Origin of the sequence: Elizabethkingia miricola, from assembly GCF_001675285.1 — a bacterium.
Classification (GTDB): Bacteria; Bacteroidota; Bacteroidia; order Flavobacteriales; family Weeksellaceae; genus Elizabethkingia; species Elizabethkingia miricola.
Genome location: NZ_LSGQ01000030.1, coordinates 395,622 through 410,552 on the forward strand (window position 1 = coordinate 395,622; position 14,931 = coordinate 410,552).

Below are 14,931 nucleotides of genomic sequence, written 5' to 3' on the forward strand. Positions count from 1 at the left end.
TTATTGCTTCTTAGACCAAAGCTCCATTTTTCTCTCCAGAACACTTAGTGGCAGGCATCCCTGACTCAGTACCTCATCATGGAAAGATGCCAGACTAAATTTAGCCCCAAGCTGTTTTTCATATTTTGTTCTTAGCTCTCTTATTTTTAAGGCTCCGGTTTTATAACTCAACGCCTGTCCTGGTATTGCCATATAACGTTCAATCTCCGCAGTTGCTCCTGCTTCATCATAAGCCACGTTACTCAGAAAATATTTTATAGCCTGCTCTCTCGACATTTGTCCTGTATGAATACCTGTATCAACTACCAATCGAACCGCCCTCATCATTTCGTCACTAAGTGAGCCCAATTTTTGATAAGGATCCGTATAAAGCCCAAACTCCGGCCCCAGAGATTCACAATACAGCGCCCAACCTTCACCATAAGCTCCTAACCAGCCAAAACGCATAAACTTAGGCAACTTTGTGTTTTCCTGTTGCAAAGAAACCTGATAATGGTGTCCCGGTATTGCTTCATGCAGAAACAAAGATTCCATTCCGCTGGTTACATTAAACTTCTTAGGATCCGGAATCGGAATATAAAAAATCCCAGGTCTCTTACCGTCTGGAGTTCCCTGCATATATTCTGCACTGGCAGTAGCCTCCCGGAATTTCTCTGTCTGACGTATTTCAAATGGTGTTTTTGGCGTTACGTTAAACATTGTTTTTAACTTCGGGGTAATTTTTGTCAGAATGCCCTGAAATCCATCCAGAATCTCTTTTGAAGTTTTATACGGCATTGCCTTTGGATCATTTTTTACATGAGCCAAAAACTCTTCCAGCGATCCTTTATAACCTACCTGTGCTTTTACTTTTTCCATTTCCCCACGGATTCGTGCCACTTCCTCAAGACCGGTTTTATGTATTTCATCCGGAGTTCTGCTGGTTGTTGTCCATGTTTTTACATAATAAGCGTATATATCCTTACCATTTGGTAAAGCATTATAACCATCCGTATCACGGGCATTAGGCAAGTATTCTTCCTTCAAGAATTTACCCATACGAGAATACACAGGAATAATCTTATCTTTAATAGCTTCCTGGAAAAGTTTGGTATATTTCTGCTTCTGATCTGCAGTAAAGTCTTTTGGAAAATCCTTTACAGGTCCGTAAAAGATATTTTTATCAAATTCTGTCGTTATAATTTCAGCGGCATTCATTTGTGGAATCATTTTCACCACAAGCTTTTTAGGCAATACCATTTTATTTTTTATTCCTGTACGGAAGTTTTGCTCAGCAGTACCCATCCATGCAGGAAACTGATCTATACGTTTTAACCAGTTGTCATAATCTTTTGCTGTTTTGAAAGGCTGACTTCCCTTCCCACTTCCCAATAGAGGCATCGTAAGTGGCAGTCCATCAAATTGGCTAAACGGAATATATTCGGGATGATAAACATAGCTTTCTACCTTTGTTTTAAGCTGATTATCCAGCACATCAAAGATTACCTTGTGCTGATCATCCAAAGCTTCATAATTAATTTTAGAAAGCTCTTTTATCGTGTTATTGTAAAAATTAATTTCACCGGTAATAACTTTTGCATCGATATTATCAGGCAACAGATCATTATATCTTACATCTCCCTGATATGTAGCATCTAAAGGACTAAGCTTCAGATATGCCTCATAGTATTTGTCTGCAAGTTTTACCAGTTTATCATTTTCTCTACTATCCGCAGCTTCATTTTTTGCAGAATCTTTCTTCTGACAGGATATCACAGCTAACGTCAATCCCATAGAGGCAAGCATTCCTATTTTAATTAGTTTTTTCATAGAAAAGATTGTTTACCCAAAAGTAACCATTCTTGGCATGATAAAAAACACAAAATCAATATTTACGTGTCATATCCTCTACCATCGGAGATGCTTTGGAAACTATGAACTACATGATAATGTCGAGCAGCCAGGCTGATCTCCTGCCCAGTCCGGTCGTTTCACAGAGAACTCCGGATATAATTCTTCATAGGGGTTCTCTAATGCTTTCAATAACTTGTTGAGTAATGTAAAATCTCCTTGATCTGTTTCTTCAATACATTGAAAAAGCAGGTAATTTCTTAAAATAAATTTAGGATTTGCACGCTGCATTTTTTGCAGGGATTCTTCTGTGGAAATTGTATTTTGTGATTTTCGGTCTACATAATGTTGCACGAAATTCTCCAGTTGTAATATTTGCGACTGGGTAAGATTATAATAAAAACAAGGCTCGAAATGAAGAGCTGCATTTGTTTGAGCATCCACTTTCTCTAATAAAGAAAAAAACAAAGTATAATCCAGTTTTAGCTCGTCCATTAGTTTTTGCCATTCCAGAAGAAGAGACTGATCACTTTCCTTAACACCATCTAACCCCAACTTTTCAGCCATCATCTTATCATAACCCGTCCAGAAGTATTTTGAAAAATCATTGAGTATTTCTTCTAAGCCTTCCTGATTATTCACAACAGGAAAAATAGCATTAGCCAATTGAAATAAATTCCAGTGTGCAATATTCGCCTGCTTTCCAAAGGCATATCTTCTTCCCGGCAGATCGGTCGTATTAGGCGTAAAATTCAAACTATATTCATCCAGCATACTGAAGGGACCATAATCTATAGTTAGCCCCAGAATGGACATATTATCGGTATTCATTACACCGTGAACAAAACCTACTCTAAACCAGTCAATAATAGTTTCAGCGGTTTTCTGAGCAACTTCCCGGAACCAACTCAGGTATTTATCAGCATCTGTTTCCCCTTTGATTTCCGGAAAATAGCGTTCTATTATCCAGTCCATTAACTGCTTTAGCGTATCCGTTTCTTGTCTTGCAGCCAATAATTCAAAATGTCCGAACCGGATGAAGCTTTCAGCTGTTCGTATAATCACAGCTCCGTTTTCTGCTTCCGGATGCCCATTATAAAACATATCCCGTATTACATTTTCACCTGTCTTTACAAGACTTAAAGCACGGGTTGTAGAAATTCCTAAATGATACATAGCCTCACTCATCATATACTCTCTGAGTGAGGAACGGAAAACAGCTCTGCCATCTGCATTTCTGGAATAAGGAGTACTTCCGGCTCCTTTATATTGCAATTCTATATTCTTCCCGGATCGGCTCTTAACTTCTCCTATATTGATTGCGCGGCCATCTCCTAACTGACCAGCCCAGTTACCAAACTGGTGTCCGGCATAAGCTGTAGCATATGTTGTAACTCCTTCCGGAAGCATCTGCCCACTAAACAGACCGATGTTATCTTTAGCGATCATTAGCTGTTCTCCCAGTTCTTCATTGAACAGAATCAGTTCAGGTTTTGGGAATTCCATCGGCTCAACAAGGGCATAAAGTACACCCGGAGTCTGCCGTGGATAGTTATTATATGTATTATCACCTGGAAAGGTTTCTTTAAAAGGCTGTTTGATTTCTGGCAAGTTCATCATGATAAAAAAAGCCGGATATTATCCGGCTAATGTTTATTTATTAAAATCAATATCGTCTGTCTTATTGATCTTATCGTTAATATTTTCTTCTTTTTTCGCCGGTTGCCCATTGTTATCAGGGTTACCATTATTCGATGGCGGTCTTGGGCTTCTCACCTCATCAATCGTCTGAAGTCCTCCTTCATCTCCATAACCTCCGAGCCCTTTTAGTGAGTTACAACCGTCATATGTGGAAGGTTTCACGAATCTGTCTTCCTGAGTTATACCCAATGATTTATCCTTGTAAACTCGCTGCATAAAGTATCCCCATATTGGTAGTGCCATTCTCGCTCCCTGTCCCTCACCAGTACTATAGAAGTGGGTTGCACGGTCTTCCCAACCTACCCATACACCGGTTGCAAGCTTAGGAGTAATCCCCATAAACCAACCATCGGAGTTGTTATTGGTTGTACCTGTTTTAGCAGCTATTTCAGCATTAATTCCTAATCTCTTTAGTCCGGAAGATGCCGTACCATACTCAGCAACACCTTTCATCATGTCAATCATTGTATAAGCATACACTTCATTCATGACTTCTTTAGACTCAGGCTTCACTTCTTTTATTAAACGGCCGTTTGGATCTTCAATACGCCATACCATTTCTGGTTTGGTATAAGTTCCAAAGTTAGCAAAGGTACTGTATGCACCCAACATCTCGTAAATGGTAATATCCGAAGAACCAAGAGCAATTGTATTATTTTTTGGAATATCACTTTGTACACCAAGATCACGTGCTAACTGTATAACCTTGTCTACACCTGTACTTTCAATAAGACGTGCAGCAACGGCATTCTGAGAATGTGCAAGAGCATCACGAAGCGCAAGAGATCCTCCGCTTCTTCCTCCTCTTACATTCCATCCTCCTTTGCTATAATTGGCATTAGATACTACCGTACAAGGCGTATACCCCAGGTTCATAATCGCAGTAGCATAAACAAATGGCTTGAATGTAGATCCTACCTGACGTTTACCTTGTTTTACGTGGTCGTACTGATAGTGCTGCCAGTTGATTCCTCCTACCCAGGCTTTTATGTTTCCTGTAGCAGGTTCCATAGACATTAAACCAGCTTGTGCAATTTGTTTATGATAACGGATCGAGTCCCAAGGAGACATTTCCACATCCTCTTCTCCATCCCACGTAAACCTTGTTAACTTAGTCTTTTTATGAAAATCCAGCATAATAGAATCTTCAGACATTCCTTCAGCCTTCATTTGCTTATAACGTCCTGTTCTTTTTACAGCTGCCATCATCAAATCATTTGCAGTTTTCTTACTGATCAGATAGTATGGTCTGTTTGGATTTCGTGCCTGTTCAGCATCAAAGTTTTTCTGAAGAACAGTCAAGTGTTGCTTTATAGCCTCTTCAGCATACTTTTGCATTCTTGAATCAAGTGTTACATAGATCTTTAATCCATCACGGAAAAGATTCAGAGGTCTTCCTGTTTCTTTTTCATAATCTTTAAGATATCCGTCAATTTCTTTTCTAAGATAGAACTTGAAATAAGCCGAGTAGCCTTCATTAACACTCTTTACCGGATGAAAATCCGTAACGATCGGTGTATTAATAGCCTGGTTATAGGTATTATCATCGATATATCCCGTATCCAGCATTTGCTTTAATACAACATCTCTACGAAGCTTTGCTCTCTCCGGATTTTTCAGTGGATTATTTGCATTCGGAGCTTCCAGCATTGCCACAAACATTGCAGCTTCAGGTAAGGTTAGCTCATTTGTATGTTTATTGAAATAGATTCTTGAAGCCATTTCAATCCCGTTTGCATTGTAGGTAAAGTCAAATTTATTGAAATACAGTGTTATGATTTCTTCTTTCGTATACCTCTTCTCCAAGCTTACTGCTACAGACCATTCTTTTAGCTTCTGGAATACCCTTTGAAACTTATTTTTAGAAACATTTCTTGTAAAAAGAAGTTTCGCCAACTGCTGGGTAATGGTAGATCCACCACCACGTCCACCACCGAAACGAACAGCTCTGAAAATCGATTTCATATCAATTCCTGAGTGCTCTTTAAATCGCTCATCTTCTTTTGCCTGAAGTGCAAAAATAAGGTGAGGCGGCAGGTCTTTGTATTTAATCGGAATAACTTTTTCTTTTTCAAATTTCCCTAATGAAACACCATCGGATGAAATAATCTCTGATGCAACATAGATGTCAGGATTTTCAAGCTCTTTAACATCAGGCATTTCCCCAAGAAATCCCTGAGAAACCATAAAGAAAAGTCCGGCAATCCCAACGACAAAAGCCGCAAGAGCTAACCATATAAACTTTATCCATCTCTTCACCCCTTTATCCGAAGTTTGCTTTTTCTTTTTAGGGGGCAGCGGAAATGACTGCTGCTTATTTTTAGTGTTATTTTCCATTTAATATATTATGGCTTAACCGTTTCTATTTTTATTCCTATGTCTTCCAATCCCGTTAATGGGCTCTTAAACATCAGGTGCTTTAGTTCTATTTTATATTTCCCGTTACCCGGAAATCTGTAATTCATCTTATAACGACCTAAGGTCTCTTTTGTTGCACCGAATCCTGTACCGGTCCATATACCGTTAGGTTCTGCAAGCATATAATTCAGAATTTCAGTTGCTTTTCCTTTTTCATTAATCTTTGATACAGAGGCCTGTAAGCGTAGATTCATGTAAGGATATTCATTATTATTCCGGATAACAAATATAATATTTTTTGGATTCTGTGCATCCTGAATATCAAACTCGAAACGAGCCGGATATTTAGACACCCACTTACCATCAAGAGAGATTGTTCTAACTTGTTCATCAGGAGATACACAACCCGTTAGTACTCCTAAAAAAGCAATAACTACAAGAAATTTATACCCCTGCATCAGGCCTTGGTGGTCTCTTTTTATTTTTATGGAAATTCGCTTTACTTTTATTATTCGGCTTATTCGGTTTCTTTTCTCCCTGAGGAACAGTTTTAGCTGTATTTTCAGCTTCTTGCTTCTGTCTAGGTTTAGAAACTTGCTCTGCTTCCGATTTTGGCTGCGGCGGTCTGTTTTCCTGTTTATTGTTATTATTAGGCTTCTGCCCCTTTTGTCTGTTGCGGTTGTTTTTACTTTTCCTTTCAAAACGATCCACATTATTCTCCTGAATAAGATCTACAGTCTGCAAAGGCTTATCGTCTACTTTATAATCTTCTAAAGGCGGGATTTTCTCGCCTCTCTTATTCATACCGATAAACTTCTTTACAATCTGGATATCCAAATCGTACCAGCTCATAGAGTTTTCTACATAAGCAAACCACATCTTTCTTTTGAAAACGTCGATTTTTATACAGAAAGCCCTTCCTTTTTCAGTATCTAAAACAGTCGATGAAGACGGGAAATCGCTAAGAGCATCTACATAACTGTCCAGCTCATAATTAAGACAACATTTCAGCTTACCACACTGACCTGCTAATTTCTGCGGATTAATACTTAGCTGCTGGTATCTTGCAGCCTGTGTATTTACAGAACGGAAGTCTGTTAGCCATGTGGAGCAGCATAACTCGCGCCCACAAGAACCTATACCTCCTACTTTAGCAGCTTCCTGGCGATAACCAATCTGCTTCATATCAATCTTAGTACGGAAAGCAACAGCATACTCTTTGATAAGCTGTCTAAAGTCAACCCTTCCTTCCGCGGTATAATAGAATGTTATTTTTGCTCCATCTCCCTGATATTCGATATCAGTAATCTTCATTTCAAGATTGAGATTTCGTGCAATTTTTCTTGCCTCCAGCTTAATAGCATCCTCCTTTCTGCGAGCTTCCTGCCAGATTTCTACATCTTTAGTCGAAGCAACTCGGTATACTTTTAAAGCCTGATCTTCTGAGGTCTTTTTCTTTTTCATTTGGATTTTCACCAGTTCGCCGGTGAGGCTCACAACACCTATATCATGTCCGGGACTTGATTCTACTGTGACAACACTACCTATATGAAGCGGCAGCTTATTTACATTATGATAAAAAGCTTTACGGTCATTCTTAAACCTTACTTCTACATAATGACATTGATTCGATGTAGGCTGAGCTACATTGGATAACCAGTCAAAAACGCTTAATTTATAACTATTCCCGCAGGTATCTACATTTTCACAGCCATTCGAGGAGATTTTCGGCCCACACGAATGGGAAGAATCGCCGGATGTCTTACATCCACAACTCATATTTTCTATTTATATTAATTACTGCAAATTTATAATATTTTTTTGATGCTTTTTTTATTTTATATTTTTCACAACTAGGCATATTTTAATAACATTTTCTCAAATAATAAAACCTATTATTAAAAATATAAAAACAGTACAATTTCTGAATACCCCGCTAATTTAACAAATACAAAAATTAAACAAAAAAACAAGGACTCCTAAACGCTCCTAATATAGTATATTTGTAGCTAAATAGTATTTTAAACATAGTTTTTCTTCCGATAAAACCTTAAATATTAACGAAGAATTAACAATTGTAAATAAAATAATTTTATATTTGAGAAAATTAATTATTCCAGTAATTATGAAAAAAGTTTTTTTATCTGTAGCACTAGCAGCAAGTATGGCAACATATGCAGGTGGTTTCAGGCTATCCTTACAAGGGGTTAAGCAACTTGCAATGGCTCATACCAGTGCTCACACAGAAGATGCCAGTGTAGCATTCTTCAACCCGGCAGGTATTTCATTTATCCCTTCTAAGCTTAGCGTTGCAGCTGGGGGCTTTGGGGTAAAAACATCAATGACATTTCAGAATCCTTCAACATTACAATCTTATAAAACAGACAATCCTATAAGTACTCCGATCTACGCGGCAGTAACTTATAAGGTTTTAGAGAATGTTTCTGTTGGTTTCAGTTTCACAACACCATATGGCAGCCACCTGGTTTGGGATAAGAACTGGGAAGGCAGAGAGGTTGTTCAGGAACTGAATCTAAGATCTTTCTTCTTCCAGCCTATGATCTCCGTGAAATTAGCACCGTGGATGTCTGTGGGGGTTAGCTATATTCACGCAACAGGAAAGCTAGATTGGACAAAAACAGCAACACTTGTTAATGGTGAAGCAAATCTGAAAGATGAAAAAGCAAAAGGAAACGGATTTGGATTAGGTTTCTATTTCCGTCCGGACGAAAAATTAGACATCTCTGTTGCATACCGTTCTGCAGTAGATATGAAGGCAGACAATGGTACTGTACAGCTTAGCAATGTATCGCCAGCATTATATCCTGCATTAGGATTAAACAGCACCGGAGCAGATTCTTTCAAAGCAATGTTACCATTAGTTGACGAATATACAATTGGGGTAACTTACAAAGTAACTCCAAGATGGTCAGTTTCTGGGGATTTCAATTATTACGGATGGGATCGTTACAGCAAGCTGAACATTAACTTTGCTAACGCAAAATTAGGAAATGACCCAAGCGATATGAGAGTTTATTCAGCTCCTAAAAACTTCAAAAACACAAAATCTTATAGAGTCGGAACACAATACTGGTTTACTGATATGATTGCCGGAAGACTTGGATATTACTATGATGAGTCTCCTTACAACGATAACCAATTTAGCCCGGAAACTCCTTCTATGAACAACAATGTACTAACAGGGGGTATCGGTCTTAAGTTTGGAAAACTTGGAGTAGACTTAGCAGCCAGCTACAATTTCTACAAGAGCAGAACTGTTAGCAATGACTTCTACAACATGAGCGGACAGATAAAAGGAAGTGCTTTTATCTTCGGACTTGGCCTTTCATATAATGCATTTTAATCTTGAATAACATGAAAAAATATATTTTAACATCATTATCTGTTGCTTCATTTCTTGCTTTATCGAGCTGTAAAACAGACTTCGATCAAAATGTATCAAGTATAAAGCCTACCAACGGTGATGCTGACTTCAGTAATTATATATCTTTAGGAAACTCACTAACTTCCGGATATAGAGATAATGCTCTTTACCTTGATGGACAAAAGGAGTCTTATCCTTCCATAATCGCAGCTCAGATGAAGCTTGCAGGCGGAGGCGAATTCAAACAACCATTAATGCCGAATAATACTGGTGGTTTTTCTAACCTTCCAGGTTTCTCAGGAAAATTAGAATTAAAAGTTGTTGACGGAGCACTAACTCCTGTACCTTCAGATCCAGGAGCAGCATTAGATAATGTAGCAGCCGGAAGACCTTACAATAATATGGGCGTACCAGGAGCAAAAGTCGCACATTTACTTGCTCCGGGATATGGTAATCCAGGAGGTCTTGCTGCTAAAACTGCAAATCCATATTTTGTGAGATTTGCATCCAGCGCTACAACTTCTGTTATTGCCGACTTTATCTCTCAGAAACCTACATTCTTTTCATTATGGATCGGAAACAATGATGCTTTACTATATGCTCTGGCAGGTGCTGATGATACGAAAGAAACATTGACTCCTCCTGATATGTTTAAAACCTACTACAACGCTCTTGTTGCTCAGATTGCCAGCACAAAAGCAAAAGGTGTAATTGCAAACATTCCGGACGTTACAACAATTCCTTCATTAACAACAGTACCTTACAACCCGCTTACAGCGGCATCATTAGGTAAAGGAGATGTTAATGTTGGTAATGCAACAATCGATCAGCTGAATGCAAGTCTTTACGGACCGCTAAACCAGATATTAACAGCTTTTGGGGCAGGAGACAGAATTAAACCTCTTTCCAAAACTGTAGCAAATCCTCTACTAATTCAGGATGAAAGTTTGACTAATTTAGGCCCACAGATTACAGCTGCAGCTCTTGCTAGCGGAAACGCTACACTAGTAGCTTTAGCTCCTTATTTAGGTGCAACTTATGGACAAGCCAGACAAGCTGCTCCTGGAGATTTGGTTCCATTGACTACAAGAAGTGCAATCGGAGCACAAGTTGCATTACCTACTGGAATTCCTGCATCATTAGGGGCTAATGGTGTTGCTTATCCTTTCGCAGACAATTATGTATTAACTGTTAAAGAAGTTACAACTATAAATGCAGCAATTGCAAGCTATAACACAACTATTCAGGCTGCAGCTACTGCCAATGGTTATGCTTTCGTAGATGCTAACGCAAAAATGAAAGAATTGAGCTCTCAGTCAGGAATTCAGTACAATGGTGTAAAATATACTGCAACATTTGTTACAGGTGGAGCTTTCTCTCTTGATGGTGTACACTTAACAGGTCGTGGCTATGCAGTTATTGCAAATGAGTTTATTAAGGCAATTAATAAAACTTACAGATCTACCCTTACACAGGTTAATCCTAACGATTACTCTGGCGTTAAATTCCCGTAAATCAAATATTTAAATATTAATTATAAAAACCACTCGAGCAATTGAGTGGTTTTTTTTAAATTTGCACCAAATAAAAAGTAAAGATGATTGAGAGTCAACCAACCTACCTTTTCTCTACAAGAACTAGTAAAGAACTGGCAGAGAAAATTGCTACCCACTATGGCCAGAATCTTGGAGCCATTAATATCTTAAATTTTAGCGATGGCGAATTTGAGCCTATATTAGAACAGTCTGTAAGAGGCGGAAGGGTATTCTTAATTGGATCAACATTTCCTCCGGCAGACAATTTATTAGAGCTTCTTCTAATGATTGATGCTGCAAAGAGAGCTTCTGCAAAAAACATTACAGTTGTTATCCCTTACTATGGATTGGCAAGACAAGACAGAAAAGATAAGCCAAGAGCTCCGATAGGTGCTAAATTAGTGGCTAATCTTTTAACAGCAGCTGGTGCTACAAGAATCATGACAATGGATCTACACGCAGATCAGATTCAGGGATTCTTCGAAATTCCGGTAGACCATTTGTATGCTTCTACAATTTTCATAGACTACATTCAGTCTTTAAATATTGAAAACCTTACTATTGCATCTCCGGATATGGGAGGAGCTAAAAGAGCTAAAAACTATGCTGGCCACCTTGGTGCAGAAGTAGTAATTGCATATAAGGAAAGAAAAAAGGCAAATGTTGTAGAAGAAATGTTCCTTATTGGTGATGTAAAAGATAGAAACGTTGTTCTTATAGACGATATGATCGATACAGCGGGAACTCTTTGTAAGGCTGCTGATATCCTTATGGAAAAAGGTGCTAAAACTGTAAGAGCTATGGCTACACACGGTGTACTTTCCGGAAAAGCATACGAAAACATCGAAAAATCTCAACTTTTAGAAGTAATCGTTACAGATACAATTCCTGTAAACACTGAATTATCCTCTAAAATAAAGGTATTATCATGTGCTCCGTTGTTTGCAGATGTTATGAGAAGTGTTCACGAACATCAATCTATTAGTGATAAATTTATTATTTAAAAAATAATTAATATCTTTGCACTCGAAAAATTTTAAACATTTTAAAATTCATTTATAATGAAATCTATTACAATTCAAGGTACAAAAAGAGAAAGCGTGGGCAAAAAGTCTACAAAAGCTTTACGTGATGCTGAATTAGTTCCTTGTGTTGTTTATGGAGGTACTGAAATTTTAAACTTCTCTACTGAAGAGAAAAGTTTTAAAGCTTTAGTTTACACTCCTGAAGCACACACGGTATCTATTGAGGTTGATGGTCAGGTAATCCCAGCTGTTCTTCAGGACATTCAGTTCCACCCAATTACTGACAAAATTTTACATGTTGACTTCTACCAATTATCAGAAGATAAGCCTGTAATTATGGAAGTTCCTGTAAGAATTACAGGGCGTGCAAAAGGTGTTGTTAGAGGTGGTGTTTTACGTCAGTCTTTCAGAAAACTGAAAATTAAAGCTCTTCCAGCTAACTTACCAGATGAAGTTGTTGTTGATGTTACTAAACTAAACATCGGTAACAAAATTTATGTTGGTGATATCAAAACTGACGTTTATGCATTCATGCACCCAGACAACGCAGTTATAGCAGCTGTTAAGATGTCTAGAAATGCAATGAAAGCAGGAGCTGCAGCTGATGATGACGATGAAGAAGAAACTGTATCTCCAGATGTTCCGACAACTGAAGAAAAATCTTTCGAAGGATAAGATCCCCAGAATATTTAAAAATAAAATCCCGCTTTATGCGGGATTTTTCATTTAGAACCTTATTTAAAAAATATTTGAAGAATAATTTTTTCTCTTAATTATAAACTCAGCGGTATACCTGCATAGAAATTCAGTAATTTCTGACTAAACAGGTAATTATACTTTGCCTGTGCTACAGATCCCTGAGCATTGGCATAGTTATTACGGGCAATATTCAGGTCATAAATTGTAGTTTTTCCTGCATCGTAACTTTTCTGAGCAAAATCCAAAGCCAATCCTGTACTCTTTTCTGCTTCCTGGGCCGCCAGATACTTTTCATAATTAGCGTTAACATCAAAAGCAGCCTTTTGTACATTTTCTTTTACGGCTTGTTTCTGCTGAGCCAACGAGTTTTTCGCAATTTCCTCATTAATTTTAGCCTGTTCTACCTGTACTTTAGTATTTCCCTGATTAAAAATCGGAATATTAGCAGAAAGACCTAACTGTTGAGAAAAGTTATCTTTATACTGCTTGAACAACGGTGGTGCAGTATACTGATTCTGATTCAGCGATGTATAGTAGTTCGTTCCTATACCTGCATTTCCCGTTACTGTTGGCCAATAAGCAGCTTTTGTTATCAAAGTCTGAGTTTCAGATGACTTTATTCTTGATTCTGCAGCTTTAATCTGAGGCTGAGTTTCATATGCTTTGTTTAAAACACTATCATCAGATACCAAAGGGGCAGTTAGTCCATCTATTCTGTGGTCTTCTACATCAAAGGTTTTATAATCTGCTAATTGTAATAACTGAGCCAGATTAAACAAAGCTCTCTCGGTTTCAATACGGGCATTACTAAGATTTTGCTTTTCTCTTGCTAATGCGGCCTCAGCTTCGTACTGAACGGTTAATGGAGTTGTTCCTACATCTGTTGTCATTTTTGCTTTATCAAAAGCCTTCTGAGCATTGTTTACAGCACTCTCATTAATCTTTATAATTTCTTTATTCAGTAAAACCGAAAGATACTGCTGAGCAATCTGAAGTGAAACATCATTTTTAACCGTTTCCAGATCATAGATACTTGCCTCTATATCATAGTTAGCTTTACGTACCTGCTTTTCCAGCCTGCCATTATTATAGATAAGGATATTAGCCCCTAGCCCAATAGAGTTATTGTAGTTATCAGTACGGTTAACAATACCTGTATTTGTTATGTTCTGTCCAAAGTTGGCATTATTGGATATAGACCCTCCCAGCGTAGGCAAAGAGGAATTTTTAGCCATTGAAAGATTTTTATCCTGAATCTGTTTATTGTACTGATTCTGTATGACTTTCAGATTATTTTTCATTGCATATTCTACGCATTCCTGCAAGGTCCATTTTTTTTGGGCACTTGCTGAAAAATAAAATCCAACGCATAACAATAAACAACAGATTTTCTTCATAGTCTTGTTTTACTTCAATTAGACGTATAAAATTTTGGTTTGTTACAATACTTCTGAAAATTATTTTGCAACCTCATTTTCCATTATAACCAAGGCTTCCGTAAGGCTTTTAGGCCTATACCCCAACTGTTCTTTTGTATGAGAAAGATCAAACCCAGTTCTCACCGGTCTGTTTTTATCCTGCCCTATATCTTCTGATGAAATAGCTGTAATTAAACTCTCGTCTAAATGATAAAACTGTGCAATTTTTCTGGCAAACTCTTCTATGCTGTATTCTTCCTCTCCACTAATATTAAAGATTCCTTTAGCTTTCTTTTCTACTACCAGGCGACACGCTGCAGCAAGATCATTAATAAAAGTAGGCATCCTCCAATGATTATTAACGACTTTAATTTCATTTCCTTCGGACAACATTTTCCTTACCCATAAAACAAAATTCCCCCTGGCTGGATCATCCGAATTTCCATAAACAAGAATAGTTCTTAGTATGGCATAGTCACATCCGGACTCTTCCAACTTTTCTTCAGACAAAGCTTTAGTTCTCCCATATTCATTGACAGGGCTTCTTTTATCATTTTCCTTGTAAGGGCCATTCAGCCCGTCAAACACAAAATCTGTTGATAATTGTATTACAAGACTTTGATGCTTTTTAGCCTGTTCTGCAATATTCACTACCGCATCAACATTAATAGCATACGCAAAATCTTTATCTTTTTCACATCCCTCTACATTTGTTACTGCTCCTGCATTGATTATAAAAGAAGGTTTATATTCATCGAATATATTGTTTACCTCTTCTTTATCGGCAATATTCAATTTTCTGAAGGTTGTATTCTCTGGTAAATCTGAAATTTTGTTGTCACTAAGTGATGTTGCTATAATTCTATAAGGTTGCCCTGAAAATTCTTTTATCAGGCGTCTTCCTAAAAAACCATTACTGCCTGTAATAAGAATTATCTGAAGATTATCATTTTTACCATTCATTTTTATTATATTTATTG

Annotated in this window: 11 protein-coding genes; 4 read left to right on the forward strand and 7 right to left on the reverse strand. The window is 37.7% G+C overall.

Translation table 11 applies throughout. From position 1 onward, the window contains the following. The 5 genes from ATE49_RS16295 to ATE49_RS16315 all read right to left on the reverse strand — a co-directional run bounded on the left by ATE49_RS16295 (position 1) and on the right by ATE49_RS16315 (position 7,668). Positions 1 to 1,809 (reverse strand): DUF885 domain-containing protein, encoded by a 1,809-nt coding sequence (locus tag ATE49_RS16295; protein ID WP_065082970.1) that lies wholly within the window; start codon positions 1,807 to 1,809, stop codon positions 1 to 3. Positions 1,810 to 1,911: 102 nt separating this feature from the next. After that, positions 1,912 to 3,450: a protein adenylyltransferase SelO gene (locus ATE49_RS16300; RefSeq protein WP_078704720.1), complete on the reverse strand. Its 1,539-nt coding sequence runs from the start codon at positions 3,448 to 3,450 to the stop codon at positions 1,912 to 1,914. A 33-nt stretch (positions 3,451 to 3,483) separates the two neighbouring features. Beyond that, positions 3,484 to 5,868: a penicillin-binding protein 1A gene (locus ATE49_RS16305; protein ID WP_034871795.1), complete on the reverse strand. Its 2,385-nt coding sequence runs from the start codon at positions 5,866 to 5,868 to the stop codon at positions 3,484 to 3,486. A gap of 8 nt (positions 5,869 to 5,876) precedes the next feature. Then, on the reverse strand, positions 5,877 to 6,347 hold the full coding sequence (locus ATE49_RS16310; protein ID WP_052669345.1) for a gliding motility lipoprotein GldH: 471 nt from the start codon (positions 6,345 to 6,347) through the stop codon (positions 5,877 to 5,879). Beyond that, complete coding sequence (locus ATE49_RS16315) at positions 6,334 to 7,668, reverse strand: PSP1 domain-containing protein (RefSeq protein WP_065082971.1); 1,335 nt, start codon at positions 7,666 to 7,668, stop codon at positions 6,334 to 6,336. The genes ATE49_RS16310 and ATE49_RS16315 overlap by 14 nt, the downstream gene beginning before the upstream one ends. 346 nt (positions 7,669 to 8,014) lie before the next feature. Between ATE49_RS16315 and ATE49_RS16320 the strand changes: the two genes are divergently transcribed. The 4 genes from ATE49_RS16320 to ATE49_RS16335 all read left to right on the forward strand — a co-directional run bounded on the left by ATE49_RS16320 (position 8,015) and on the right by ATE49_RS16335 (position 12,509). Then, complete coding sequence (locus ATE49_RS16320) at positions 8,015 to 9,253, forward strand: OmpP1/FadL family transporter (protein WP_059156070.1); 1,239 nt, start codon at positions 8,015 to 8,017, stop codon at positions 9,251 to 9,253. An 11-nt stretch (positions 9,254 to 9,264) separates the two neighbouring features. Continuing rightward, on the forward strand, positions 9,265 to 10,788 hold the full coding sequence (locus ATE49_RS16325; protein ID WP_065082972.1) for an SGNH/GDSL hydrolase family protein: 1,524 nt from the start codon (positions 9,265 to 9,267) through the stop codon (positions 10,786 to 10,788). A gap of 83 nt (positions 10,789 to 10,871) precedes the next feature. Beyond that, the gene (locus tag ATE49_RS16330; RefSeq protein ID WP_034871800.1) at positions 10,872 to 11,813 is read left to right on the forward strand and encodes a ribose-phosphate pyrophosphokinase; all 942 of its coding nucleotides are present in this window, start codon (positions 10,872 to 10,874) and stop codon (positions 11,811 to 11,813) included. A gap of 57 nt (positions 11,814 to 11,870) precedes the next feature. Then, positions 11,871 to 12,509 carry a 50S ribosomal protein L25/general stress protein Ctc gene (locus tag ATE49_RS16335; RefSeq protein ID WP_059156072.1) on the forward strand — a complete coding sequence of 213 codons (639 nt, stop codon included), beginning with the start codon at positions 11,871 to 11,873 and terminating at the stop codon, positions 12,507 to 12,509. 98 nt (positions 12,510 to 12,607) lie between these two features. Here ATE49_RS16335 and ATE49_RS16340 read toward each other — a convergent pair whose 3' ends face one another. After that, the gene (locus ATE49_RS16340; protein ID WP_065082973.1) at positions 12,608 to 13,930 is read right to left on the reverse strand and encodes a TolC family protein; all 1,323 of its coding nucleotides are present in this window, start codon (positions 13,928 to 13,930) and stop codon (positions 12,608 to 12,610) included. Between the two features lie 60 nt (positions 13,931 to 13,990). Continuing rightward, positions 13,991 to 14,914 (reverse strand): SDR family oxidoreductase, encoded by a 924-nt coding sequence (locus ATE49_RS16345; protein WP_065082974.1) that lies wholly within the window; start codon positions 14,912 to 14,914, stop codon positions 13,991 to 13,993. Positions 14,915 to 14,931: the final 17 nt, after the last annotated feature.

Bases quoted from the DNA above. Each gene is read 5' to 3' on its own strand.
- ATE49_RS16310 (WP_052669345.1), bottom strand. From the start codon at position 6,347: ATGCAGGGGTATAAATTTCTTGTAGTTATTGCTTTTTTAGGAGTACTA.
- ATE49_RS16335 (WP_059156072.1), top strand. From the start codon at position 11,871: ATGAAATCTATTACAATTCAAGGTACAAAAAGAGAAAGCGTGGGCAAA.
- ATE49_RS16320 (WP_059156070.1), top strand. From the start codon at position 8,015: ATGAAAAAAGTTTTTTTATCTGTAGCACTAGCAGCAAGTATGGCAACA.
- ATE49_RS16330 (WP_034871800.1), top strand. From the start codon at position 10,872: ATGATTGAGAGTCAACCAACCTACCTTTTCTCTACAAGAACTAGTAAA.
- ATE49_RS16345 (WP_065082974.1), bottom strand. From the start codon at position 14,914: ATGAATGGTAAAAATGATAATCTTCAGATAATTCTTATTACAGGCAGT.
- ATE49_RS16315 (WP_065082971.1), bottom strand. From the start codon at position 7,668: ATGAGTTGTGGATGTAAGACATCCGGCGATTCTTCCCATTCGTGTGGG.
- ATE49_RS16295 (WP_065082970.1), bottom strand. From the start codon at position 1,809: ATGAAAAAACTAATTAAAATAGGAATGCTTGCCTCTATGGGATTGACG.
- ATE49_RS16300 (WP_078704720.1), bottom strand. From the start codon at position 3,450: ATGATGAACTTGCCAGAAATCAAACAGCCTTTTAAAGAAACCTTTCCA.
- ATE49_RS16325 (WP_065082972.1), top strand. From the start codon at position 9,265: ATGAAAAAATATATTTTAACATCATTATCTGTTGCTTCATTTCTTGCT.
- ATE49_RS16340 (WP_065082973.1), bottom strand. From the start codon at position 13,930: ATGAAGAAAATCTGTTGTTTATTGTTATGCGTTGGATTTTATTTTTCA.
- ATE49_RS16305 (WP_034871795.1), bottom strand. From the start codon at position 5,868: ATGGAAAATAACACTAAAAATAAGCAGCAGTCATTTCCGCTGCCCCCT.